The sequence below is a fragment of the Shewanella litorisediminis genome, assembly GCF_016834455.1.
Classification (GTDB): domain Bacteria; phylum Pseudomonadota; class Gammaproteobacteria; order Enterobacterales; family Shewanellaceae; genus Shewanella; species Shewanella litorisediminis.
In genome coordinates this window covers 883,466-906,879 of the sequence record NZ_CP069213.1, presented here as the reverse complement: position 1 = coordinate 906,879, position 23,414 = coordinate 883,466, and the positions used below count along the sequence as shown (strand labels likewise).

23 protein-coding genes are annotated in these 23,414 nt (G+C 54.4%); 13 read left to right on the top strand and 10 right to left on the bottom strand.

Annotated features, from left to right (window positions below; genetic code table 11):
• The first annotated feature begins 5 nt into the window (after positions 1-5).
• The 3 genes from JQC75_RS04000 (at position 6) to JQC75_RS03990 (ending at position 3,487) form a co-directional block, all read left to right on the top strand.
• Complete coding sequence (locus tag JQC75_RS04000; RefSeq protein ID WP_203326191.1) at positions 6-2,537, top strand: S9 family peptidase; 2,532 nt, start codon at positions 6-8, stop codon at positions 2,535-2,537.
• A 140-nt stretch (positions 2,538-2,677) separates the two neighbouring features.
• Positions 2,678-3,052 (top strand): DUF2750 domain-containing protein, encoded by a 375-nt coding sequence (locus JQC75_RS03995; protein ID WP_203326190.1) that lies wholly within the window; start codon positions 2,678-2,680, stop codon positions 3,050-3,052.
• Positions 3,053-3,064: 12 nt separating this feature from the next.
• Complete coding sequence (locus tag JQC75_RS03990; RefSeq protein WP_203326189.1) at positions 3,065-3,487, top strand: hypothetical protein; 423 nt, start codon at positions 3,065-3,067, stop codon at positions 3,485-3,487.
• An 89-nt stretch (positions 3,488-3,576) separates the two neighbouring features.
• On the opposite strand, the gene erpA is transcribed toward JQC75_RS03990, so the two are convergent.
• Both erpA and JQC75_RS03980 read right to left on the bottom strand, forming a co-directional pair.
• Positions 3,577-3,927 (bottom strand): iron-sulfur cluster insertion protein ErpA, encoded by a 351-nt coding sequence (gene erpA, locus JQC75_RS03985; RefSeq protein WP_203326188.1) that lies wholly within the window; start codon positions 3,925-3,927, stop codon positions 3,577-3,579.
• Complete coding sequence (locus tag JQC75_RS03980; RefSeq protein ID WP_203326187.1) at positions 3,920-4,723, bottom strand: DUF6776 family protein; 804 nt, start codon at positions 4,721-4,723, stop codon at positions 3,920-3,922. The genes erpA and JQC75_RS03980 overlap by 8 nt, the downstream gene beginning before the upstream one ends.
• A 107-nt stretch (positions 4,724-4,830) precedes the next feature.
• Between JQC75_RS03980 and JQC75_RS03975 the strand changes: the two genes are divergently transcribed.
• The 3 genes from JQC75_RS03975 to hemL all read left to right on the top strand — a co-directional run bounded on the left by JQC75_RS03975 (position 4,831) and on the right by hemL (position 9,020).
• Positions 4,831-6,546, top strand: a complete 1,716-nt coding sequence (locus tag JQC75_RS03975) for a chloride channel protein (protein WP_203326186.1) — start codon at positions 4,831-4,833, stop codon at positions 6,544-6,546.
• Between the two features lie 140 nt (positions 6,547-6,686).
• The gene (locus tag JQC75_RS03970) at positions 6,687-7,706 is read left to right on the top strand and encodes an aspartate carbamoyltransferase (RefSeq protein WP_203326185.1); all 1,020 of its coding nucleotides are present in this window, start codon (positions 6,687-6,689) and stop codon (positions 7,704-7,706) included.
• Positions 7,707-7,736: 30 nt separating this feature from the next.
• Complete coding sequence (gene hemL, locus JQC75_RS03965; RefSeq protein ID WP_203326184.1) at positions 7,737-9,020, top strand: glutamate-1-semialdehyde 2,1-aminomutase; 1,284 nt, start codon at positions 7,737-7,739, stop codon at positions 9,018-9,020.
• Positions 9,021-9,183: 163 nt separating this feature from the next.
• Here hemL and JQC75_RS03960 read toward each other — a convergent pair whose 3' ends face one another.
• Entirely contained in the window at positions 9,184-9,369 is a 186-nt protein-coding gene (locus tag JQC75_RS03960) for a hypothetical protein (RefSeq protein ID WP_203326183.1), read from the bottom strand.
• 519 nt (positions 9,370-9,888) lie between these two features.
• Between JQC75_RS03960 and nhaD the strand changes: the two genes are divergently transcribed.
• Positions 9,889-11,136, top strand: coding sequence for a sodium:proton antiporter NhaD (gene nhaD / locus JQC75_RS03955; RefSeq protein WP_203326182.1), 1,248 nt, complete (start codon positions 9,889-9,891; stop codon positions 11,134-11,136).
• An 80-nt stretch (positions 11,137-11,216) separates the two neighbouring features.
• Here nhaD and JQC75_RS03950 read toward each other — a convergent pair whose 3' ends face one another.
• Both JQC75_RS03950 and JQC75_RS03945 read right to left on the bottom strand, forming a co-directional pair.
• Complete coding sequence (locus JQC75_RS03950) at positions 11,217-12,314, bottom strand: general secretion pathway protein GspB (RefSeq protein WP_203326181.1); 1,098 nt, start codon at positions 12,312-12,314, stop codon at positions 11,217-11,219.
• A complete protein-coding gene (locus JQC75_RS03945) occupies positions 12,314-14,128 on the bottom strand; it encodes an ExeA family protein (RefSeq protein ID WP_203326180.1) in 1,815 nt (604 codons plus the stop codon). The genes JQC75_RS03950 and JQC75_RS03945 overlap by 1 nt, the downstream gene beginning before the upstream one ends.
• A gap of 254 nt (positions 14,129-14,382) precedes the next feature.
• Here JQC75_RS03945 and JQC75_RS03940 point away from each other — a divergent pair, with 254 nt between their 5' ends.
• Entirely contained in the window at positions 14,383-15,654 is a 1,272-nt protein-coding gene (locus JQC75_RS03940) for a multifunctional CCA addition/repair protein (protein ID WP_203326179.1), read from the top strand.
• Positions 15,655-15,836: 182 nt separating this feature from the next.
• On the top strand, positions 15,837-16,100 hold the full coding sequence (locus JQC75_RS03935; RefSeq protein WP_011758950.1) for an Lpp/OprI family alanine-zipper lipoprotein: 264 nt from the start codon (positions 15,837-15,839) through the stop codon (positions 16,098-16,100).
• 83 nt (positions 16,101-16,183) lie between these two features.
• On the opposite strand, the gene JQC75_RS03930 is transcribed toward JQC75_RS03935, so the two are convergent.
• The 4 genes from JQC75_RS03930 to folB form a co-directional block, all read right to left on the bottom strand.
• Positions 16,184-16,999: a putative RNA methyltransferase gene (locus JQC75_RS03930; protein ID WP_203326178.1), complete on the bottom strand. Its 816-nt coding sequence runs from the start codon at positions 16,997-16,999 to the stop codon at positions 16,184-16,186.
• Between the two features lie 65 nt (positions 17,000-17,064).
• Positions 17,065-17,865 carry an undecaprenyl-diphosphate phosphatase gene (locus JQC75_RS03925; RefSeq protein WP_203326177.1) on the bottom strand — a complete coding sequence of 267 codons (801 nt, stop codon included), beginning with the start codon at positions 17,863-17,865 and terminating at the stop codon, positions 17,065-17,067.
• A gap of 9 nt (positions 17,866-17,874) precedes the next feature.
• Positions 17,875-18,381, bottom strand: coding sequence for a 2-amino-4-hydroxy-6-hydroxymethyldihydropteridine diphosphokinase (gene folK, locus JQC75_RS03920; RefSeq protein WP_203326176.1), 507 nt, complete (start codon positions 18,379-18,381; stop codon positions 17,875-17,877).
• A 2-nt stretch (positions 18,382-18,383) separates the two neighbouring features.
• A complete protein-coding gene (folB, locus tag JQC75_RS03915) occupies positions 18,384-18,743 on the bottom strand; it encodes a dihydroneopterin aldolase (RefSeq protein ID WP_203326175.1) in 360 nt (119 codons plus the stop codon).
• Between the two features lie 266 nt (positions 18,744-19,009).
• Here folB and plsY point away from each other — a divergent pair, with 266 nt between their 5' ends.
• Positions 19,010-19,597 carry a glycerol-3-phosphate 1-O-acyltransferase PlsY gene (gene plsY / locus JQC75_RS03910; protein ID WP_203327115.1) on the top strand — a complete coding sequence of 196 codons (588 nt, stop codon included), beginning with the start codon at positions 19,010-19,012 and terminating at the stop codon, positions 19,595-19,597.
• A gap of 75 nt (positions 19,598-19,672) precedes the next feature.
• Here plsY and tsaD read toward each other — a convergent pair whose 3' ends face one another.
• On the bottom strand, positions 19,673-20,686 hold the full coding sequence (gene tsaD, locus JQC75_RS03905) for a tRNA (adenosine(37)-N6)-threonylcarbamoyltransferase complex transferase subunit TsaD (RefSeq protein ID WP_203326174.1): 1,014 nt from the start codon (positions 20,684-20,686) through the stop codon (positions 19,673-19,675).
• A gap of 233 nt (positions 20,687-20,919) precedes the next feature.
• On the opposite strand from tsaD, the gene rpsU reads away from it, so the two are divergent.
• From rpsU to dnaG, 3 genes are all read left to right on the top strand, one after another.
• Positions 20,920-21,135 (top strand): 30S ribosomal protein S21, encoded by a 216-nt coding sequence (gene rpsU, locus JQC75_RS03900; protein ID WP_011758943.1) that lies wholly within the window; start codon positions 20,920-20,922, stop codon positions 21,133-21,135.
• 6 nt (positions 21,136-21,141) lie between these two features.
• Positions 21,142-21,585, top strand: a complete 444-nt coding sequence (locus tag JQC75_RS03895; protein WP_203326173.1) for a GatB/YqeY domain-containing protein — start codon at positions 21,142-21,144, stop codon at positions 21,583-21,585.
• A gap of 81 nt (positions 21,586-21,666) precedes the next feature.
• Positions 21,667-23,397 carry a DNA primase gene (dnaG, locus tag JQC75_RS03890; protein WP_203326172.1) on the top strand — a complete coding sequence of 577 codons (1,731 nt, stop codon included), beginning with the start codon at positions 21,667-21,669 and terminating at the stop codon, positions 23,395-23,397.
• Positions 23,398-23,414: the final 17 nt, after the last annotated feature.

Here is a 23,414-nt window from a genome sequence, read left to right as displayed (position 1 = left end):
CCTCCATGAAACTTCGCCGCCCGATACCGGCCCTCGTAATAAGCTGTCTGCTCGTGTTAAGTGCAGGCCATGTCAAACCAGTTTTAGCTACCGATTATCAGGCGGGCTACCGGCTGCCATCATCACCACTGACAGATCTGGTGGACCAATCAAGACCGGACAAGGTGCTGCTCTCCCCCGATGGTCAGTGGCTTTTAAGCCTGAGTCCTCAGGGAGCACCAGCCATCAGCCAGCTTGCCGAGCCCATTATGCGATTGGGGGGCACGGAAATTGACAGCCTCAATCACCTGCCTGGCAAACTGCCCACCCTCTATGACAAGCTGAGCCTGCGTCGCGCCGGTGACATGCAGCCGCAATCCATCCATGGCCTCAGCGCATTAATGCCGCTGATGGCACCCAAATTTTCCCCCGATGGCAAAACCCTGGCGTTGATAAGCCTGGCAAAAAAGCAACCGAGACTCTGGGTGATTGATGTGTCATCTGGAAAGACTCTGGAGTACGACTTAAGGCTCAACTTCAGTTTGGGGGTGAATTACCGCTGGCTGCCGGACAGCAGTGCCCTGCTGCTTCCTCTGGTTGTGAGCGAGCAAGGTGCCTCACTGTCGACTCAAAGCGCTTCTCAAAGCATGCCCGGCATCAAAGAGAGCCAGCCCAATCAGGTTGCCAAACGCACCCACAGAAACTTGCTGATAACCCCGGCAGACCATAAAACCTTCGCCGGGCAGGTGAAGAGTCAGCTGGCATTGCAGCCAAGAAACGGCCCACTTCGCCTTTTGGGGAGCCCCGGTTATCTGCTGGATGCCGAAGCCTCCCCCGATGGCCGGTATGTGCTGATTGAACAGCTGACAGAGCCCTTCTCCAACAGAGTGCCCTATCGCGGCTTTAGCAAACGCTATGATATTCAGCGCCTGCAAACCGGTGAGACGCTCTACAGTCTTCAGGTTCCAGGCCGGGACTCTGAGCGGGATGATGCCGATACCCCTGGCCCAGCGCCAAGACTCTTCCACTGGCAAGGGGGCGCAAATCTGATATGGGCCCAGGGAAAGCTGGCCGACACCAAAGAGCGAGAGTCAAAGACTCATGAGCCGGAGGCATCGTTAAAAGCGCTATCCCAACAAGAAAGCGACGATGATCAACAAGCCGAACCCAAATTCAGGGATTTCCTGTACACCCTGAGCCCGCCCTTTGACCAGCCTCCCACAGAGCTTGGCCAAACCCATTGGCCCATCAGCGCTGTCAGTTGGCGCGATGATGGAAAGGCTCTGGTAAGCCAAAGCAGGCGAAGTAAGCAACTCATAAAGGTAAGCCTGCTGACCCCGGCCTGCGAAGGTGCGCCGGCGTGTTGGGAGGACTGGTATCAGATAAGCAGCAAAGACAAATATCAGGACCCGGGCACGCTGGTGCGACACCCTGTGACTCAGTTGGTCATGACCCAGAACGGCGCCATGTTTCACTATGGCGATGGCCATTCAGAGGAGGGAATGCGCCCCTTTCTGGCCACCAGCAAGGCAGGAGAAGCCAGAAGCCTCTTGTGGCAAAGTGCGTCATCGGCGTTTGAACGTGTTGTGGCGCTGGAGTCTGTGTCGCCACTTCGGCTGCTGATAAGCCACGAATCGCCGACACAGCCACCACAGCTCTACCGGGTTTGGCCTGACAACGGAAAACGCGAAGCCTTGATGCCACTGGCAAAAAGGCAAGCTGCCATCGAAGGCATACAGAAGGAGCATATCCAATTTACCCGCGCCGACGGCCAACCCTTGTCCGGCACCCTCTATCTCCCGGCCAATTACCAACGCGGTGATGGTCCCCTGCCGGTGCTCATTTGGGCCTATCCGAGGGAGTATAAAAACGCCGAGGTGGCGGCCCAGGTGGACTTTAACCCACTGTCTTACCCCTGGCTGAGTCCGCTCAGCGCCCCGGCCATGGTGGCTGCCGGGTTTGCGGTGTTCGATAAGGTATCCATGCCCATTATCTGCGCAGGCAAAAACAAGCCCAACGATACCTTTCTTGAGCAACTGATTGCCAATGCCGAGGCAGCTGTCAGGGTGCTTACCGACAGAGGTATCGCCGAGCCAGGTCGCATCGCCGTGGGAGGCCACTCCTATGGCGCCTTTATGGTGGCCAACTTACTGGCACACACAGACCTTTTCGCCGCCGGTATCGCCCGCAGCGGCGCCTATAATCGTAGCCTCACGCCTTTTGGGTTCCAAAACGAGCGGCGCAACTATTGGGAGGCCCAGGCGCTGTATCAGCAAATGTCGCCCTTTAACGTCGCCGACAAAATTAACGAGCCCCTGCTGCTTATCCACGGCGAAGCGGATGCCAATTCCGGCACCTACCCCATGCAATCGAGCCGCTTGTTTGATGCAGTTTCGACCCTCGGCGGTCAGGCCCGCTTGGTGACCCTGCCCTTTGAGGGCCACAGCTACCGCGCCCGTGAGTCTCAGCTTCATGTCCTGTGGGAACAGGAGAAATGGCTTCGAAGCCATCTCTCTCCCAAGGAGGCATCGGCCACGCAGTCGACTCAGCCTCTGTAGTTAAGGAGCCGACACTCCAGGTTCCCCGGGGAAGGGCAAGCCACAGCACTCTTTTTCCCCGGGTGAACAAATGTTACCATGCGGCCACAATCGGGCCGTGCCTTTTGCACGCTATTTGCCCCACCGAGAGAGTGCTACCCATGACCAAGAAAACACTGGCGCAAATCACCGCCATGACACCCGAAGCCCGTTACGACTACCTGGTTGCCGAAGTTAAAGAACATAAGGAAATCTGGACGCTGCAGGATCAGGATGGTTGCGTAATGCTGACCACGGATGAGGATGACTGCATCCCCATGTGGCCCTCCGAAGAGGCTGCTGCACTGTGGGCTGTGGACGAGTGGCAGGATTGCGAGCCACTGTCTATTCCGCTCAACGAGTGGCTGGAGCGCTGGGTGGCAGGCATGCAGGATGACGATCTGCAGGTCGCCGTATTCCCTGTTCAGGAGGATTTGGGTGTCGTGGTTCCACCTTGGGAGCTCGAAAGCCGCCTTCAGCCCAAGCCACGCCACTGATAAGAGGCAGCCATGACAGAGCAGAGTATTCCCAAGCCAGCTCCCATGCCCAAGCGATTGATAGCATTGATGTTACTCTATATTGCAGCGGCCGTAAGCGGTATTGTCGCCAAGCAGGGCGTGCTCTTTTGCCTGTTAACCCTGCTGATGGTGCTCGGGGTATTTGCGCGCCAACGGGCCGGGTTGTGGTTCCTCCGTGGCTATACCCTGCTGCAACTGGCCATGGTCAGTCTGCTGCCTCTCATTCTGGATCAAGGGGATGATGTGGCCACAGGTCCCAATACCCTGAACCTTGCCGGGATGCCTTTCGAGGCATCGGATTACGCCATTTTTGCAGCCCTGATTGCTTTCTGTATGGTGCAGGTCTGGCTGGTGTTTACGCCAAAGGTGGGCCGTTTTTTCAATCGCGCCCAAAACTTCAATCTGATGAGCTGAGACACAAGCCTGAGACGGCTTAACCACGCCGTATCGCCAATGAAAAAAGCCGCCCTGGGGCGGCTTTTTGGTGTCAACGCAAAAACAGCTTATACAGAGAAGCTGGCGCCACAGCCACAGGTGGTGGTGGCATTGGGGTTTTTCACAAAGAAGCGTGAACCTTCCAGGCCTGAGGTGTAATCCACTTCACCGCCCATCAGATATTGCAGACTCATTGGGTCGACCACCAGCTGAACACCCTGCTTTTCCACGGTGAAATCGCCGTCGTTCACCTTTTCATCGAAGGTGAAACCGTACTGGAATCCAGAACAGCCACCGCCGGTCACATAGACACGCAGCTTGAGTGCATCATTCTGCTCTTCATCAAGCAGAGCCTTAACTTTGGCAGCGGCCGCATCGGTAAAAGAAATGGGCATGGCTACGTCAGCTTGTTCAGTCATTACTACCTCGAACTTCAGATTGCTGCCCGGAATTATCCGTTACCTGACTATTTTGTTCAAGTATTATACCGGGCTCTTTTGTCTCTCCCGTCAGCATCGGCAGGCTGAATTCCTGCTCTGCCAGGGCGGCCTGATTATAACGCCCCTTGGTGACCCGGATCTTGGCCTTAATGGTCGTCAGTTGAAACTCTGCCGGGAATGTCACAGGGGTTTCAAGCACCTGAAAATAACGGAAGTCGAAATTATCGAGCTTGGCGCCCACGTCTTTCAGTTGCAGGCTGGTCAGCTTGTTATCCACCAGGCCCACCAGCGTCAGCTCCAGGCTTCCTTTGATATTCTGCCGCCGCTTTTGCAACTGGGTCAGTACCACCTTGAGCCTTTGTTGCCCCTCAACCGGAGATGCCGTGAGCTCCATCCCATGGATGGTGACACCTTCAGCGTTTTCATTGGGCGCCATCACAGCGCGGTAAAACGCCAGCTCCCGTTCAAGCTCCCGCTGTTTGGCGGCCTGCTCGGTAAACATGGCCTGCATCTGGACATTGGCTTCTTTCTCAACGGCCAGCTCCAAATTGCGACTCGCCAGCAGCTGATTTTGGGTTTTCAGCTCCTCAGCCAACAGCTTTGCCCTGCCGCCACCAAGGTTCAACACGGGTTGCTCCATGGACAGGGTTAAATGGTAGCTAAGGGCACCCAGTAAAAACGCGACCAGCATCAACAAAAACAAATACCAGCTCGAAGGGCGGAATTTGCGCTCCATCACTTGCAGCCTATCGAGCCAACGTTGATAATTCGCCATTGAATAACAGCCTCTTAGTAACTTTCGGTCCGCCGGACCTTCGACGGGGCAGAATAACAGCATAAGCATGGCAAAGGCCAGCACCCGGGCCTGTGCACAGGGCAGGCATGAAGATTAAAACCCGGCTCGAGGCGATGCGTCGACTCGCTCTCAGATATTTTCACACCGAACTCAGAGACAAGCTGTCCGAAGCGCGGATCAGTCTGCAGCTGTGTGGCCTGGCATTGTGTTTTGCGCTTATCGCCTCGCTGGTCATTATCTTGTTTCGCTTGCTGCTGGAGGGTGCCAACCATTACTCCGGTATCGAACGTATGGACATGGAGGCCCTGGTGTACGACTGGCGTGCGCTGCTGCCGCTTTTCGGTGCACTGCTGATTTGGCTCGTGGCGACCCTGGGCTCCAAACGTTACCGGCGCATGGGTATCGCCTATGTACTGCACCGCTTCAAGCTGCACTATGGCAAAATTCCACTGCAATCGGCTCCCGGGCAGTTCTTTCAGGCCCTGATAGCCCTCGCCACCAACTTTTCCGTCGGCCGCGAAGGCCCGGCCATTCACCTGGGTGCTGTGAGCGCCAGTGTGCTGGCCGAAAAATTCAAGCTGCCTGACAACAGCGTCCGGATTATGTGTGCCAGTGGCATCGCCGCCGGGATTGCGGCCACCTTTAATGCCCCACTCGCGGCTGTGGTGTTTGTGTTTGAAGTGGTGGTGCGGGAATACAAGATTCACTATTTCTTTCCCATCATGATTTCGGCCATCTGCGGCGCGCTTTCAAGCCAACTGGTATTTGGCAATGTCCACGAATACGACGCCATTGAGGTGTTTCATATCCCACTGGATCATTATCCCTTACTGGCCCTGGGTGGCCTGGGTCTTGGCTGCGCTGCCGCCGCCTTTAACTGGACCCTTCTCAAGGTAACGGCCACTGGCCAGCACTGGCCCTTGATAGTCCGGCTGCTATTGGCTGGCAGCATCACCACGGTTGTCGGCATTGCCCTGCCCCAGGCTCTGGGGTCGGGGGATTTGGCCATCAATGCCGTAATCGCCGACAACCCCGGTCTCTTGTTACTGATAGCTGTGCTGATTGGCAAAATGATTGCCACCATTGCCGCCATAGGCCTCGGTATCCCCGGAGGTCTTATCGGCCCTCTTTACGGGATTGGCGCCCTGCTGGGTGGCATTCTGGCGCTTATCAGCGCCATGCTGTTCCCCTCCATTGCACCCTACGTGGGGCTTTATACCGTCATAGGTATGACAGCCATGATGGGGGTGTGCCTGAGCGCCCCGCTGGCGGCCCTGGTGGCACTTCTGGAACTCACCAATGACGCCTCCATTATTCTGCCCGCCATGTTCGTGACCATTCCTGCCTTCCTGGTGGCTTATCAGTGGTTTCAAACCGAGTCGGTATTTTTACGGCAGCTGGACATCATGGGTCTGGGTTACAAGGTGCCCCCGCTGAATCAGGGCCTGCAGAAAACCGGCGTGCGCGCACTGATGGACAGGCGTTTTGTGGTGGTGAAAAACGATGATGAGTTGCTGCTTGAAGTGATGAAGCGTGCCGAGGGACGCCCTGTGATGGTGCGAAGCGCCGAAGGTGAAGTCCAGATGCTGCGACTGGAAATGCAGTCCTTTGAAGACAGCACAACACTGTCACGCCAGCCTATGCAGGGGCTGCCCGATACCGCTACCCTGAACGAAGCCTATGAGATCCTCTCACCAAAGCGCACTGGCGAAGTTTATATTTATCAGGGAGATAAAGATAACCTCGTGGGCGTTATCGGCTGGAGTAAGTTGCAGCAGGAAATTCGCTCAGGCCAGGTGTGATGGGCAGCAGGTAATTTAGCTGCTGCCATTTCAAAGCGCTGCCCCTTCTGCTATAGTTGCGCCTCAGCCAAACCCTACATAAACCAGGGGCGGAAAGGCCTTGTCGCCACTCCCTCCCACAGCATTTGGAAAGCCGGCTGATGACTCAGTTCAAAGGATCTCACATCCTCTCCGTAAACCAGTTCAATCTGGACTCCATTCACACTATTTTCAATGTTGCCGAGCGTATGGCGCCCTATGCGTTACGGGAAAAACGTACCCGGGTGTTGGATGGTGCCATATTGGGGAACCTGTTCTTTGAACCCAGCACCCGTACCCGGGTGAGCTTTGGCTGTGCCTTTAACCTGCTGGGCGGCCGCGTGGCCGAAACCGTGGGCATGGCTTCATCTTCACTGTCCAAGGGTGAATCGCTGTACGACACAGCCCGTGTGCTCTCGACTTACTCAGATGTGATTGCCATGCGTCATCCCGATGCTTACTCGGTGCGCGAATTCGCCGAGGGTAGCCGGGTGCCGGTGATAAACGGTGGCGACGGCCCCAACGAACATCCGACTCAGGCTCTGCTGGATTTGTTCACCATCCAGAAGGAACTGAGCCACGCCGGTATGAGCATTGATGGCATGCACATCGCCATGGTGGGCGACCTCAAATTTGGCCGCACGGTACACTCGCTGTCGCGCCTGCTGTGCCTGTACAAGAATGTCAGCTTTACCCTGATTTCTCCCAAAGAGCTGGCAATGCCCGATTATGTGATTGCCGACATTGAAAATGCCGGCCATAAGGTCACAATAACCGATCAGCTGGAAGGCAATCTGGACAAGGCCGACATCCTGTACCTGACCCGAATTCAGGAAGAGCGATTCCCCTCACAGGATGAAGCCAACAAGTATCGCGGCAAGTTCCGTCTCAACCGCAGCATTTACACCCAGCACTGTAAGTCCAATACGGTGATCATGCATCCGCTCCCCCGGGACTCACGTGCCCAGGCCAACGAGCTGGACAACGATTTGAACAGCCATCCGAACCTGGCCATCTTCCGCCAGGCCGATAACGGGCTGCTTATTCGCATGGCACTGTTTGCCCTGACTTTGGGCGTGGACGAGCAGCTGGAAAAGTACGAGTGTCCGGTTAACTGGTATTCACGTAAGGCTGACTTCTAAGGGTCGGCCACTGACTTAAAGGATTGATACATGACCCGTTCCGAAACCTTGTTTGAACAGGCTAAAAAAACCATTCCCGGTGGGGTTAACTCACCGGTGCGCGCCTTCAATGGCGTGGGCGGTACCCCTCGCTTTATCGAAAAGGCCGATGGCGCATACATCTATGATGCCGACGGCAAGGCCTATATCGATTACGTGGGCTCCTGGGGCCCGATGATCCTGGGCCACAACCACCCAAGCATCCGCGAAGCCGTACTCAAAGCCGTTCACAATGGGTTGTCTTTCGGCGCCCCCACCGAGCTTGAAGTCATCATGGCCGAGAAGGTCATCGAAATGGTGCCTTCCATGGATCAGGTGCGTATGGTGAGTTCAGGCACTGAAGCCACCATGAGCGCCATCCGTCTGGCCCGTGGCTACACCAAGCGTGACAAAATCCTTAAGTTTGAAGGCTGCTACCACGGCCACGCCGACTGTCTGCTGGTAAAAGCAGGCTCAGGCGCCCTGACCCTGGGTCAGCCAAGCTCACCCGGTATCCCGGAAGACTTCGCCAAGCACACCCTGACCGCCGTGTATAACGACCTGGAGTCAGTGCAGTCTTTCTTCGACCAGTATCCTGAAGATATCGCCTGTATCATCATCGAGCCGGTTGCCGGCAACATGAACTGTATTCCACCGGTTCCCGGCTTCCTGGAAGGCCTGCGCGCCATCTGTGACAAGTACGGTGCCCTCTTTATCATCGATGAAGTGATGACTGGCTTCCGTGTATCCAGAAGCGGTGCCCAGGGCCACTATGGCGTGACCCCGGACCTCACCACTCTGGGCAAGGTGATTGGCGGCGGTATGCCTGTTGGCGCCTTTGGCGGCAAGAAAGACGTGATGCAGTATTTGGCACCGGCGGGCCCTGTGTATCAGGCCGGCACCCTGTCCGGTAATCCTATTGCCATGACTGCGGGCCTGGCTCAGCTCGACGCCCTGTGCGCCGATGGCCTGTATGAAGAACTCGCCGCCAAGACCAAGCGCATCGCCGAAGGCTTCAAGGCCGCTGCCGACAAGCATGGGATCCCGATGGCCATCAACTACGTTGGCGGCATGTTCGGCTTCTTCTTCACCGACGAGCAGCACATCACCCGCTTCGATCAGGTGACCCGTTGCAACATGGACCACTTCCGCGCCTTCTATCACGGCATGCTGGACGAGGGTGTGTATCTGGCGCCAAGTGCCTATGAGGCAGGCTTCCTGTCCATGGCCCACGGTGACAAAGAAATCGAAGAAACCCTGGCCGCCGCTGACCGCGTGCTGGCCCGCATGAAGTAACAGCGACGCCCTGACGCGCGCCTCTATTACGGCACTGCAAAACAAAAGGACGCCATCGGCGTCCTTTTTTATTTGGGCTTGCCTTTCTATTCAGGCATGAATGCTCAGCTACCCGGGAGGGCCCTGAGCAAAACGTCGCAGGCAAAGTGTTTGAAGTAACAGGCTAGCTGCGTTTGCCAGAGACGCTGCGCAGTATCACGAGTGCCACCACGACTTGCGCCACCAGAAAAAGGTGTTCTTTCACTATCGAAGGGTTATCCATCACGCCAAGACTCAGCAACGTCTTGGCGCAAACCGCCAGCCACGCCAAAGACCCCAGCAACAAAACGCTCTTCAGCAGAAATTGCATTCCCGGCGACACCCCATCAATGACCTCAATCTTTCTATGGGCGCGCAAGGTACAGCTTAAAAAGCCAACAATCAAATATCAGACGGGGTCAATTTGCAATCACTTGAAAGTGCAATAGATGTCAGCATTAGCCAAGGCTTTTAACGTACGAGCCTCCGTATCAACCAGCGCTTTATCCGTTACAACAAAATAACATTCAGTGCATTAGAGTTAAGAACAACCAGTATATCTGCCCACTCATCAAGTCGAGGCAACACAGGATGCAGCAGGAACAGCTAATTGATTATCAAACCCCAGCAATAAACTCTGGACAACCACCGATTTCACGTGACAGAGTTCACGATTCTTAGACAAATTGCCTAGTGGTTAACAGTTGCGTTCTTGTGGCGGTTATGGTCTGATCCGCACGCCCGTGGCGGCGATACCATAACCAGCTTAATCAATCCTTGATTCAGCTCGTTATTCAGGCCTGTTTATACAGGCGATACGGATCCCGAGTCAGCAGTAGGACGTGCCTTTATGCTCCATACCTTTCTGATCATTTTGGCGATACTGGCCTTGCTCAGTATCATCTTCGAAGAGGTGACTCACCTCAATAAAGCCAAAACCACCCTGTTTCTTGGCTGTATTTCCTGGGTAACCCTGTTTATCGCCTCAGGTGGTGGTGAACACTCGCAGCTGGTTGCCCATGAGCTCAATGAAAACCTGCTTGAAATCGCCACCCTCTGGCTTTTTTTGATGTCGACCATGACTTTTGTGGCCTACCTCAACGCCAAGGGCATGATCCAGATAATGGTACAGAAAGTATTCCCGCAGCGGGTATCTGTGCGGATGCTGATGATCCAGGTGGCGCTGTTCGCCCTTATCCTGTCGGCCTTCTGTGATAACGTGACTGCCACCCTGGTATCCCTTGGCCTGCTGACCACCTTTAAACTCGATAAACAAATGCGCCGCCGGATGGCGGTGCTCATTATCTTTGCGGTGAACTCAGGCGGTGTGGCCCTTATCACGGGTGACGTGACCACCCTGATGATCTTCCTCTCCGGCCACGTACACATCTCTGAACTGCTTATCCTCTTTATCCCTGCAGCGGTGAGCGTGTTCCTGCTGGCAATCCTGTTCTCCATGAATGCCAAGGGTGAAGTGAGCACGACCCCTATCAACCGGTCGTATCAGCCGGTGGACATTGCCATTGCGGTAATTTTCTTTATCACCATCATCATGACCATGGCGCTGAACGTACTCTTTGGCATCCCACCTGTGCTGACGTTCCTGACCGGTCTGTCGGTGATGTTCCTCGTGGGGCATACCATTCGCTCCGACAAAGAAGAAATCAAGATCCTCGAATACATCCGCCAGGTGGAATACGACACCCTGCTGTTCTTCCTCGGGATCCTGCTCTTGGTTGGCATGCTTAAAGAGATCGGAACCCTTGAGCTGCTGACTCAGGTTTACGCCATGTATGACCCCAATATCTCCAACTTCGTGACGGGCATGGGTTCGGCGGTTCTCGATAACGTGCCGCTGACGGCTGCATTGCTCAAAGCAGAGCCAGTGCTGTCAACACCTGAATGGCTGGGCCTTACCTATGCCGTGGGTGTGGGTGGTTCGCTGCTGGTGATTGGTTCAGCTGCCGGTATCATCGCCATGAGCAAGGTGAAGGAACTGACCTTCGTCACCTACCTTAAGTACGTGCCTTCTCTGCTGCTCTCTTACGTGGTGGGCTATGGTCTGACACTGCTGATTGCCTACCAGTTTTATGGCTGATGGCAGCCGGTAAGCAGATATAAAAAAGGCGCCTTGGGCGCCTTTTTTATTGGGTTCTATTTACACCAAGCCCGCCGGCATCAGATAGCCGGCACTTTAAAGGCCGTGCCATCGATGGAGAGCACCACGTCCCGTGGACGGATTTCAACAATGCTCAGCGACCCTTTGATGCTATCGCCCTCCTGCAACTCAGCACCATCCACATTCAGCCAGCGCTGACTGGGATCATTGGAGTACACATGGGCCATGATAGTGAATTCAGGCACCTGCAACTGCAATCCGGCGGGTAAATCACCGTATCTGGGGTAGTCAGAGGTTTGTGGAATGGTCGATACGGGTGCTGGTGTGACATCCCGGTTTGCCGACTCGGTAAACTCCACTTCTTTGAGCGCTGCTTCAAAGGCCTGCACCAGCGCATCACCACTGAGGGTATTGCTGTCACTGCGGGAGACGGGCTTGGGTTCAGTGCGCTGTAAGCCAAATTCGGCTGCCGCTTTATCCACTTCGGCTTGCAGGGCAGCCATGCCCTGGGTGCTCGGGGCTCTGGCGCTCTGGCTTTGCGTCAGTACCTGCCTTGGGCGAGACTCTTCGGTTTGCATCACTTCATCGAAGGCCCGGCGCTGGTCATCGGTAACACCGGCAGCCATCAGAGCCTCCAGTCGTGCAGCCCTTGCCTCGGCGGTTTCTTCTGCCACCTCAAAGCTGAGATCTGAATTGGGGTCGCCAACGGCAACGGGGGGCGGATTGACAACACCATAGTCAGTATTGAGGTTTACCGGAGCTGGCAGCGCCGCCTTGCCCGCAAGACGCACGCCATTGCCCGTGTCACTGTTGGTGGAAATAACCGGCTCGGACGGGGATTGGGTAACAGGCATCTGAACCAGGGAAGTCTTATTGGGTACAATTGTTTGAGCCGGGTTTGAAACCACGTTTGCGGCGCTGGCCGCCCCGGCCTGAACAGGCAGATGCATGCTGCTTTGCGGTGCAGGCTGCAACCACCACTGGTTTACCCCCCAGGCTGCGGCCACAGCCAGCGATAGCGCCGCGGGCAATAACAGCAGCTTTCCGGGTCTGATTGGTGCCTTATCAGGGCGATATTGCGGACGAGGGCTGGATACAGGATCAAAGCCGTTTTCCTGTTGCTTGCTGCGGGTTACGGCATCGAGCAGGATAGACATCAGTACAGTCCTCCCTGAACCAGGCGCGGACCATCATTGCTCAGGTAGAGGTTAAGTTGCTGAAGAGTTTGGCTGCCGGCGATACCATCGGCCTTGAGGCCATGCTGACGCTGGAATAACTTGAGTCGATTCTCAAGCTCTGTATCAAATTCATTCACTAATCTTGGGGTGATTTTGTCAACCTTGGCCAAACCGTTTTCCAACCACTGTACCTCAGGCTGGGGTGACGCAATGCCGATTTCCCGTGGGCTGTAGACGGGTGCCTGCCAGAAGAGCTCAAAGGTGCCGGTGAAGTGGCGGTTAAACCAATCCCGATTGACCCAAAGTTGCTGCTCGGCAAGTTGCACCAGGAGTTCGTCACCATCCCGCTCAATGACGGTGACGAAGAACTCGCCACCGGTGTCATCCATCATATAGGCCACGGCAGGATAGTTGAGTTTAACCAGGTTAAACCAGGTTCCCTGCTGCTGGAAGCAGGAAAGCCCCTGCTCACGGGCCGACTCGCAGGGGCTGAGGTCTTTTATCGGTGCCAGCCCCCAGGCGCCAAAGAGCGCCGCATAGGCGGTATCCAAACTGCGGCTCTGGGACACTGCGTCCGTCAGCACCCGCTCACGCACTTTTGCCTGGCGGGCTTCAAGCTCGGCAAGTTCTGCTCCGGCATCTGTGAGCCGGCTGATGGGCGTGACCTCAGCCGAGGTCTGAGATTGTAAATTGTTATCCGGGGCAATGGCCGCCGAACTCAGCATATCGGTATCGGATTGTGCAACGGTCGCGCTCTCAATAGGCTCCGGCGGCAAGGGTTCAGCCACGTTTTGATTCACTGACACACTTTGCTGCGGCGCAGATGGCATTACCAGCACGGGGACATCAGCGGTTGGAGACGTGAGCGAGGTGGCCGCCGTCACGGGCTGATTCAGGTAATTAAAGCCATAAAGCGCCACGCCAAACGTCAGGGCGGTGGCCAGTGTCAACGGAAGGGGACGCTCGTACCAGGATGGTGTTTGGGGTTCCAGCCCCAACACTTCAACGGCAGCCTGACGCACCATCTGTTTATTGATAGGCACCCGGCTTTGGGCAAAGCCTGCCATCAACGCCCTTTCGCACAGCAAATTAATGATTCTGGGAATACCGCCACTGGCCTTGTGCAGCGCCTTGATGGCACCGGCGTTGAACAGCGGCTCAAACCGCCCCGCGACCTGCAGCCTGTGCTGGACGTAGAGGCCGACTTCTTCTGCGGTAAGGGGTAACAGGTGATAACGGGCAGTAATGCGCTGAGCGAGCTGTCTGAGCTCCTGACGCTTAAGCAGCTGCTGAAGTTCAGGCTGGCCAATCAAAATAACCTGCAGCAGCTTTTTGGTATCTGTTTCGAGGTTGGTGAGCAGTCTGAGCTGCTCCAGCACTTCAGCCTTCAGGTGCTGCGCCTCATCGATAATCAGCACAGTATTACGACCGGCATTGTGATTTTTAAGCAAAAAGCCGCTGATAAGATCTGTCAGCATCTTAAGGCTGGGGGCTTCACCATAGGGGATCTTGAGTTCATCACAGAGGGTGGCGAGCAGCTCAAGTTCAGTCAGGGCCGGGTTGAGGATAAAGGCGGTGTCTGTAGTATCGGGCAATTGGCGCAGCAAACAACGGGAAACCGTGGTTTTGCCTGTGCCCACCTCGCCGGTCAGCAGCACAAAGCCTCCGGTTTCACCCAGCCCATAGGTCAGGTGGGCAAGCGCCTCCCTGTGTCTGTCACTGAGGAACAAATACGTTGGATTGGGAGCAATGGAAAATGGGTTGTCCTTTAACCCATAAAACGCCTTGTACATGCCTTATCTATCCTTCTTGGGAACAGCCAACTGCGCACAGCCCTGGCGACCTGAATACAGCGAGTGGAGCCAAGGTAATGCCAGTGGCGGTCAATGTCAAAAAGTCTCCCCGGGCTTGAGGCATGGAGCGGGGTTTTACCACTCGTTCAGTTTATACAGTGCTAAAAACCCGATATGGGTATTGCCCACTCCCAGTCACGGTTATACCTGCGCTCGTGTTAAGCTAACTGTATGACAGCTTGATGGATAACACATTGAAAACATATCTGGTAGGCGGCGCGGTTCGGGATTCACTTCTCGGTCTTGACGTAAAAGACCGGGATTATATGGTGGTTGGCGCAACCGTGGAGGAGATGCTGGCGGCGGGGTATCGTCAGGTCGGTAAAGACTTCCCGGTATTTTTGCACCCTAAAACCCAGGAAGAATATGCCCTTGCCCGCACCGAACGAAAGAGCGGCACAGGTTATGGCGGCTTTGTTTGTCATGCGAGCCCCGATGTCACCCTCGAAGAAGACCTCAAGCGCCGGGATCTGACCATCAACGCCATCGCCATGGCGGAAGATGGAAGCCTGCACGACCCCTGGGGTGGCGTGGCAGATATCGAAGCCCGTCAGTTACGGCATGTGTCCGAGGCCTTTGTGGAAGACCCGCTCAGGGTGCTTCGTGTCGCCCGCTTTGCCGCCCGTTTCGCGCCTCAGGGGTTTACTGTTGCCCCCGAAACCATGGAATTGATGCGTCAGCTGAGTCACAGTGGCGAGCTTTTGCATCTCACTGCTGAGCGTGTGTGGCAGGAACTTGAAAAAGTCCTCGGCTGCGACCACCCCCAAGTCTTTTTTGAGGTGCTCGGGCAATGTGGTGCTCTGGAGGTGCTGTTTCCGGAAATACACGCGCTGTTTGGCGTGCCTCAGCCCGAACAATGGCATCCCGAAATTGATACCGGGATCCATACCCTGATGGTGCTGGAACAGGCGGCCAAGCTGACAAGCAATAAGCAGGTCAGGTTTGCGGCGCTGGTGCATGACCTTGGCAAAGGGGTAACGCCAAAGGCACTCTGGCCAAAACATCATGGCCACGGGCAAAAGGGATTGCCACTCATCAAAGCACTCTGTGACAGATTTCGGGTGCCAGGAGACTATAAAGAGCTGGCACTTTGGGTCAGCGACGAGCATCAGAACATTCATAATGCCTTTGAGCTCAGAGCCGACACCATTCTCAGGCTGTTTGATAAATTGGATCTCTGGCGCAAGCCAGGACGATTGCCCCTGGTGTTGGATGCCTGCGAGGCCGACATTAAAGGTCGAACGGGTTTCGAAAATAAAACGTATCCGCAGAAAAAATATTTATTGGACTGTTATCAGGCAACCCAAAAAATTGACATTCGGGAAATAATTGACGCCGGTTTTACCGGGGTTGAAATCAAAAATGAATTGGCGAAACGGCGGCTGTCGGAAATAGGATTGATAAAAAACTCAGCCCAAAATCAATCAAAAGCTTCATCGGTGAAAAAAACTGACCTAGAAGCGTGAAATTTCTGCTTAAAACTTGTGGATTCTCTACTTGAAACTTGCAATTCACTGAATTTTAGATATGGTTATTGAGCGAATTGATGGATATTCGTAGCAAAAATTTTTGGCTATGACATAATTAGCCGGCTTCAGTTGCCTGGCAGCTGAAATGTCAAATCCAACCTATGTTAAGGGATGTTTTCATGAAAAAAGTACTGCTGATCGCCGGTGTTGCCATGACTGCTCTGCTGGGTGGCTGTGCCAACACTACCGCTCTGGAAGAAAGCGTTGCTAACCTGAGCAACAAAGTAGACCAACTGTCTGCTGACGTGAGTGCTCTGAAGTCTGAGCAAGGCCAGATCGCTGCTGACGCCAAGGCTGCAAAAGCTGCTGCTATGGACGCTCAAGCAGAAGCCAAGCGTGCTAACGACCGTCTGGACAACGTAGCCTCTTCTTACAAGAAGTAATGTTACGTTGGTACCGGCAATGCTTTCAGGCGTTGCCGGTATTTTTTTACCTGTTTTTCGCGTTATTCCCACTTTTTGGCGAGTTATTCACGCTTTTTAGCAAGAATGATCCGATAGTCCATTTCCAATCCGGAAAAATCGCCCTTCTCCATTGCCTTTAAACTGGCTTCTTTTACCCGCCAGGCCCAAGGCGCCATACCCATTAATACTTTGGCGTCTGCCACACTGAGGGAATGGGTCCAGGAAACAGGGGTTTCGCTGACCACCTCAAATTGGCTGGAAAGCTCCAATACAAACGGCTTTTCGGTTAATCCTTCATAGACAAATTCTTTAATTTGCCAAAGGTGCCTTGGCCCGGGAGCCAACATCAATAAAAATCCACCGGGTTTGAGTATTCGTTGCCATTCCTTTCCTTTGGCAGGAATATCCAGGAGCCACACCATATCGGCAGAAGCATCGGCAAAGGGCAAGGATTTAAGCGGTGTCAGGCACACAGCTTCCATTCCGGCCTTGGCCGCCGCAAAGGCTTCGTTTTCCGACTCCAGAGGGCTGAATAGCTTCAGCTGCAGCTGATGTTCAGACAGAGACTGCGCCAGCAATTTTCCAATCCAAGCATGTCCAGGCCCCAGATTGACGCAATTGAGTTCGGTATTGAGCCCCTCGTTCTGAACCACCTTATCCATGGCTTCGACTGCCGTTTGATACAAGCCCGAGGTCAACAGAAATTGTCTGGCACGCAGTTCCTGACGGCTTTCGGCATTGCGGGGTTTATTACCCCTGTAAAAATCCCAATAACCGATTTCCTTTCTATCGAAGTGGTGCTTACCATCGCAATGCCATCCACGTGACTCTTCGTGAAAGTGCAGCGGTTGGCGACAAAGTGGACACTGAAACTCCATGAAAACTCCTTAAATCAAAGAGGCGGCCAATGCCGCCCCTTTGGTCAATCTGAATTGCTCCAGTATTACAAATAAATAAACCCGCAGAGGAATACCCCCAACGCGAGTCGATAAATTACGAAGGGAGTCATCCCCATGCGACTGATAATTTTCAGGAAAAAGTAAATACAGGCATAAGCCGCAATAAATGACAGTATCGACCCCAGTGCCATCGCATGCCAGTCCACCACATGATTTTCTGTAATGATGTCTTTGGTCATCAGCAGGGCGGCGCCCAAAATCACCGGAATGGACATCAAAAATGAGAAGCGGGCAGCAGCTTCCCGTTTCAGTCCCAGCATCAGGGCCGCGGTAATGGTGATACCACTTCGGGAGGTTCCCGGAATCAGCGCCAGCGCCTGTGCAATACCAATCAACAGCGCCTTACGCCAGCCGGTTTGGTACTCCGTCATTTCATCTTTGGCGATACGGTCGGCAAACCACAGCAACAAGCCAAAGATAACCGTGGTGATGGCAATCACTCCGGGGCCGCGCAAATGGGTTTCCACCAGGTCTTTGGCGGCAAAACCAACGCCGATGGCGGGAATGGTAGCCAGGATAATCCACCAGGCGAGCTTGCTGTCATCGCTCTGCTGCCCCTTGAAGATACTGGCAAGCCAGGCCTTAAGCATCGCGACTATTTCGTTGCGAAAATAAATCACCACGGCCGCCAGCGAGCCCATATGCACCGCCACATCGAAGGACAGGCCCTGATCTTCCCAGCCAAGTAGCTGCGCCGGCAAAATCAAATGTGCCGAACTGGAAATGGGCAAAAATTCGGTCAGGCCCTGAATAAGGGCAAGAATAATGACCTGCAAGGTATCCATAATATTCCTTTATTGAAAGAGGGGGGCGTTGTCCCAGGAAAATGCCACCGGCCAAAGGCGTTGGCTTTGTTTATCGAATTGATCCCAAAGCGCTGCATAATTTTGCCCGGACAGCGGATGCACCAATTGCGGTGCGATATCCGCCAATGGCCATAGCACAAAGGCGTTATGCAGAATTTCTGCCCGGGGCAGTTCAATGGGCGCCTGACAAACTGCATCACCAAACAGCAATAAATCCAAATCCAGGGTACGGGCACTGAATTTCCTGGCGCCGGGCTTGCGGCCATTGTCCAGCTCGATTTGCTTGAACAAGGCCACCAGAGCCGCGATATCCAGCTCGGTTTCTGCGCCAATCACCATATTGAGGAAATGCTCCCCTTCAAACCCAACGGCCTCGGACTGGTAAACGGGCGAAAGATGCAACTCACCAAGATGTGCCGCGAGGGCTGAGCGGGCGTTTCTTAAGTATTTTTCCGGCTCTATGTTACTGCCCACACTGATATAAATCCGTGTCATGCTCAGCAATCCCCGGCACGGCGCTCAATTTCAACGCCCACGGCCTCGGCCGCTTTTACAGCGCCGGGCTTCATCACCTTGACCCGCACCCAGGACACCTTGAATTCGTCCATCACGCAGCGGGCGGCCATTTCGGCCACGGTTTCAATCAGCTCAATGGGCTTTTCAGTGATAAGGGCTGTCAGACGATTAGAGACAGTCTCGTAGCACAGGGCATGGCTGTAATCATCGGTGGCGGCGGCGGGTTTGATATCCCACGCCATATCCAAATCGAGAAACAGCGATTGCTGAATGGCTTTTTCCCAGTCGTAAACACCTATCACGGTGTCGATACGCAGGGCACGGATCAGTACTTTATCCATGGCAGTTCCTGAGGTCTGACAAGCTTTGGCCCGCTTTGTCGGTATAATCCGCTCGCCGATAGCAACAATCGATGGATTGCGCTTTCTCATTGGCGCCAAGGGCGTTAGGATAACACCTTAAGAATCAACATTTACCGGCAAGCGTGCCCAAAAATGAATCGAGTCCCACGATGGGCGACTGAGTGCCGTCACGGGATTGGCGGCGATAATACCTTAAGAAGTGAAAGGAAACCAAGTTGACCAGCGAAATAGCACTGACGGCGGTAATGATCCTTTGCGCCTATCTGGCAGGTTCGGTGTCCAGTGCTGTGCTTGTTTGCAAGCTAAGAGGCTTGCCTGACCCACGCACTCAAGGCTCGGGTAATCCGGGCGCCACCAACGTGCTGCGTATCGGTGGTGCCAGTGCTGCGGCCATGGTGCTGCTGTTTGACATGCTCAAGGGTGCAATCCCCGCCTATATTTCCTACAAACTCGGCATCGATGCTGTTTGGCTCGGCGTGATAGCCATCGCGGCCTGTCTTGGCCATATCTTCCCGGTGTTTTTCGGCTTCAAAGGCGGCAAAGGGGTTGCCACGGCCTACGGTGCCATCGCCCCTATCGACGGCTATCTCACCCTCTTGTTGATAGCCACCTGGATTGTGACCCTGCTTGTCACCCGCTACTCCTCTGTGGCAGCCCTGGCGACCGCCCTGCTCGCCCCTGTCTACACCTGGTGGCTGGACGACAGATTTACCCTTCCGGTGACCATGCTCTCCACCCTTATCCTTATCCGTCATAAAGACAACATTAAAAGGCTATTGAGGGGCGAAGAGTCCAAGGTATCGCGCAAACGGCGCCAACAATCCCAGGACTGACCTCTTATCTCCATAAAAAATGGCGCACCGGGCGCCATTTTTTAGATGAAGTGTTTATGGATGAGTCTGAGTGACTCACACAGGTAGCAAGGTATCCAGCGGCCAGCGTGGCTGACCTTTTACCGCCAGATCTTCAATCTGTCCGGCCTTCAGGCGCTGCAAGCCGGCATAGGCAATCATGGCGCCGTTGTCGGTACAGAATTCCCCGCGGGGGTAGTACACCTTACCCCCCAGTTTTTCCATCAGCTCGGCAAGACCTGCGCGCAGGCGCGTGTTCGCGCTCACCCCACCGGCAATCACCAGGCGCTTATAGCCGGTTTGCTCCAGCGCACGGCGACACTTGATGGACAGGGTATCCACCACCGCCTCTTCAAAGGCGCGGGCGATATTGGCGCGGGTCTGCTCATCATCAGGCTCCGCGGCTATGGTATTGGCCACAAAGGTTTTCAGGCCTGAGAAGCTGAAGTCCAGTCCGGGTCTGTCGGTCATGGGGCGCGGAAACTTGTAGTTGGCCGGCTGACCCGATGCCGCCAGTTTGGCGAGACGGGGGCCACCGGGATAATCGAGCCCCATCAGTTTGGCTGTTTTATCAAAAGCCTCACCGGCGGCATCGTCGATGGACTCGCCCAATACTTGATACTGGCCAATGCCGTCTACCTTCACCAGCATGGAGTGACCACCTGAGACCAAAAGCGCCACAAAGGGAAACTCGGGCACTTCGTCTTCCAGCATGGGCGCCAGCAAATGGCCTTCCATATGATGCACACCCACGGCAGGCAGGTTCCAGGAAAATGCCAATGACCGCCCCACACACGCCCCCACCAGCAGCGCACCAATCAGGCCGGGTCCCTTGGTGTAGCAGATCCCATCCAGATCTTCGATACGGGTATCGGCATTTTTCAGGGCTTCACGGATAAGCGGAATGATTTTACGCACATGGTCACGGGAGGCCAGCTCAGGCACAACGCCGCCATAATCGGCGTGCAGTTTGACCTGACTGTACAGAGTGTGGGCCATCAGGCCTTTCTCTTCGTCATAGATGGCAATGCCTGTTTCATCACAGGACGTTTCTATTCCCAAAACCCGCATTTTGTGTCGTTACTCCGCTTTAAAAGGGCGGCCAATTCTACCCGTTAAGCTACTATTACTCCAGTAAAGCTACGCCTCAGATCCCCCGACGATCCTTTTTAACCGGACTGGGGCTTTACATTAATTGCGGGTTCGGTTTAAAATTCCGCACCATTTTTAATCCTTCTTGGTGAGGGTGTGGCCGCGGGGTCATATCTGAACCAATACAATCTACACCTAAGGGGTGATGGCGTATGCCAATCGTTAAAGTACGTGAAAATGAACCATTCGACGTAGCTCTGCGTCGTTTCAAGCGCTCTTGCGAAAAAGCAGGTATCCTGGCCGATGTGCGTGCTCGTGAATTCTACGAGAAGCCAACTACTGCCCGTAAGCGCGCCAAGGCCGCTGCGGTTAAGCGTCTGGCCAAGAAGCTTTCTCGCGAAAACGCACGTCGCGTACGTTTATACTAATTCCTTATGAGCCTGACAGAACAGCTTAAAGACGAAATGAAAAAGGCCCTTGTCGCCAAAGACAAGGTTCGCCTTGGTACTATTCGTCTTGCTCTGGCCGCCATCAAGCAGATCGAAGTGGACACACGCGAGACGCTGAATGATGAGCAAGTGCTTGCTGTCCTGACCAAAATGGTGAAGCAACGTCGCGATTCCATTGCCCAGTATGAGGCAGCGGGTCGCAACGAACTTGCCGACGCAGAAGCCGCAGAAATTTCGGTCATCGAAACTTTCCTGCCGGCCCAACTGAGTGAAGCTGAAATAGCTGCCCTCATTGAGGCCACCATTGCTGAAGTAGGTGCTGCCTCCATTGCGGATATGGGTAAAGTAATGGGAGCACTGAAGCCGAAAGTTCAGGGACGTGCCGATCTGGGTGCCATAGGCCAACAGATCCGCGCCAAACTGCAATAATCGACTTTTGTGTATGAACAAGCCGTGCAATTGCGCGGCTTGTTTGTTTAACTGAGCTTTTAGGAAATTGAAGTAAGCAACGTGGCGATACCTCGTGATTTCATCAATGATCTGATAGCCAGAACGGACATAGTCGAGCTTATCGACCGTAAAGTGCCGCTCAAAAAAGCAGGTAAGAACTATTCTGCCTGTTGTCCCTTCCACAGCGAAAAATCACCTTCATTTACCGTCAGCAGAGACAAGCAGTTTTATCACTGTTTCGGTTGTGGCGCCCATGGTAATGCCATCGACTTCGTCATGGAGTACGACCGGCTTAACTTTGTCGACGCCATTGAAGACTTGGCTGGACAGCTGGGGTTGGAAGTCCCACGGGAACAAGGAACCGGACCTCGACGTGACGAAGGGCTGGCCCGTGATCTTTACCAACTGATGGAAGAGGCCGCAAGGCATTATCAGACACAACTGCGCCAGCACGCCGACAAACAAAAAGTCGACGAGTACCTGGCACTGCGTGGGCTGAGCAACGAAGTCGTTGAAGACTTCGGTATCGGTTTCGCCCCCGATGGCTGGGATGGTTTGCTGGGCCGTTATCGGACCAATCCGGATGCCCAGGACAAACTGCTCACCGGCGGTATGCTGATAGAAAACGATGGTGGCAAGCGATATGACCGCTTCCGCGATCGTTTGATGTTCCCGATCCGCGACCGGCGCGGCCGGGTAATCGGCTTCGGCGGCCGGGTGCTGGGTGACGGAACACCAAAATATTTGAATTCGCCGGAAACGCCCATATTTCATAAAGGTCAGGAACTCTACGGCCTCTATGAACTGAAGCAAAAACATCGCGACCCGGAGCGGGTCATGATTGTGGAAGGCTACATGGATGTGGTGGCACTGGCACAATTTGGCATCGACTACGCGGTAGCCTCACTGGGTACCTCTACAACCGCAGAGCAATTTCAATTGCTGCTGCGCAGTGCCAAAGAAGTCATCTGTTGTTACGACGGTGACAGAGCGGGTTATGAAGCGGCTTGGAGAGCAATGGAAACTGCCCTGCCACTGCTAAAACCCGGCGACAAAGTAACATTTTTGTTCCTCCCTCAGGGAGAAGATCCGGACTCGCAAGTCCGTAAAGAAGGCAAAGAAGCCTTCGAAGCGCGCATCGATAATGCGCTGCCGCTGGCCGATTATCTGTTTGACACCTTGTCACAGAAATACGGCACAGACAAAGGCAATCTGGCCAAACAAGCCATTGCTCTGATTGAAAAAATTAAAGACACAGTTCTTGCCAATCTGCTGCTGGAAAACCTCGCCCACAAACTCGGGATGAACTCCAGTGAAGATCTCAGGAAAAAACTCGGTCTAACTAGTATGTCCACAGGTCCCAAGGCGCTGGCGCAAAAGGGACTCAAAGGACGGGGTACACCGCTGCGACTGGCCATTTCACTGCTGGTGCAACACCCCGAACTGGGACACAAGCTGCCGGTACAGCCGGCTTTGGGTCACATTCGCATGGCGGGAATTGAGCTGCTGATCCAATTATTGGAGCTCACCCGGGGACAGGTGCTGTCAACCGCCCAACTGCTCGAGTCCTATCGTGAAACCGAGCATTGGAGCCCGTTGACCAAGCTGGCCCAATGGGAACACCAAATTGCCGAAGATAATGTGGCCCAGGAATTTCGCAAAGCGCTGGTATGGCTTAATAATCAATACATAGAGCAGCGCTACCAGGAGCTCAGCATCAAACCCGATCTTACCCGGGAAGAAAAGCTGCAACTCCAAAAGCTTATCGTTGTGATGAAGGGCATGAAGTAGGGCAAAAAACCGCCCCT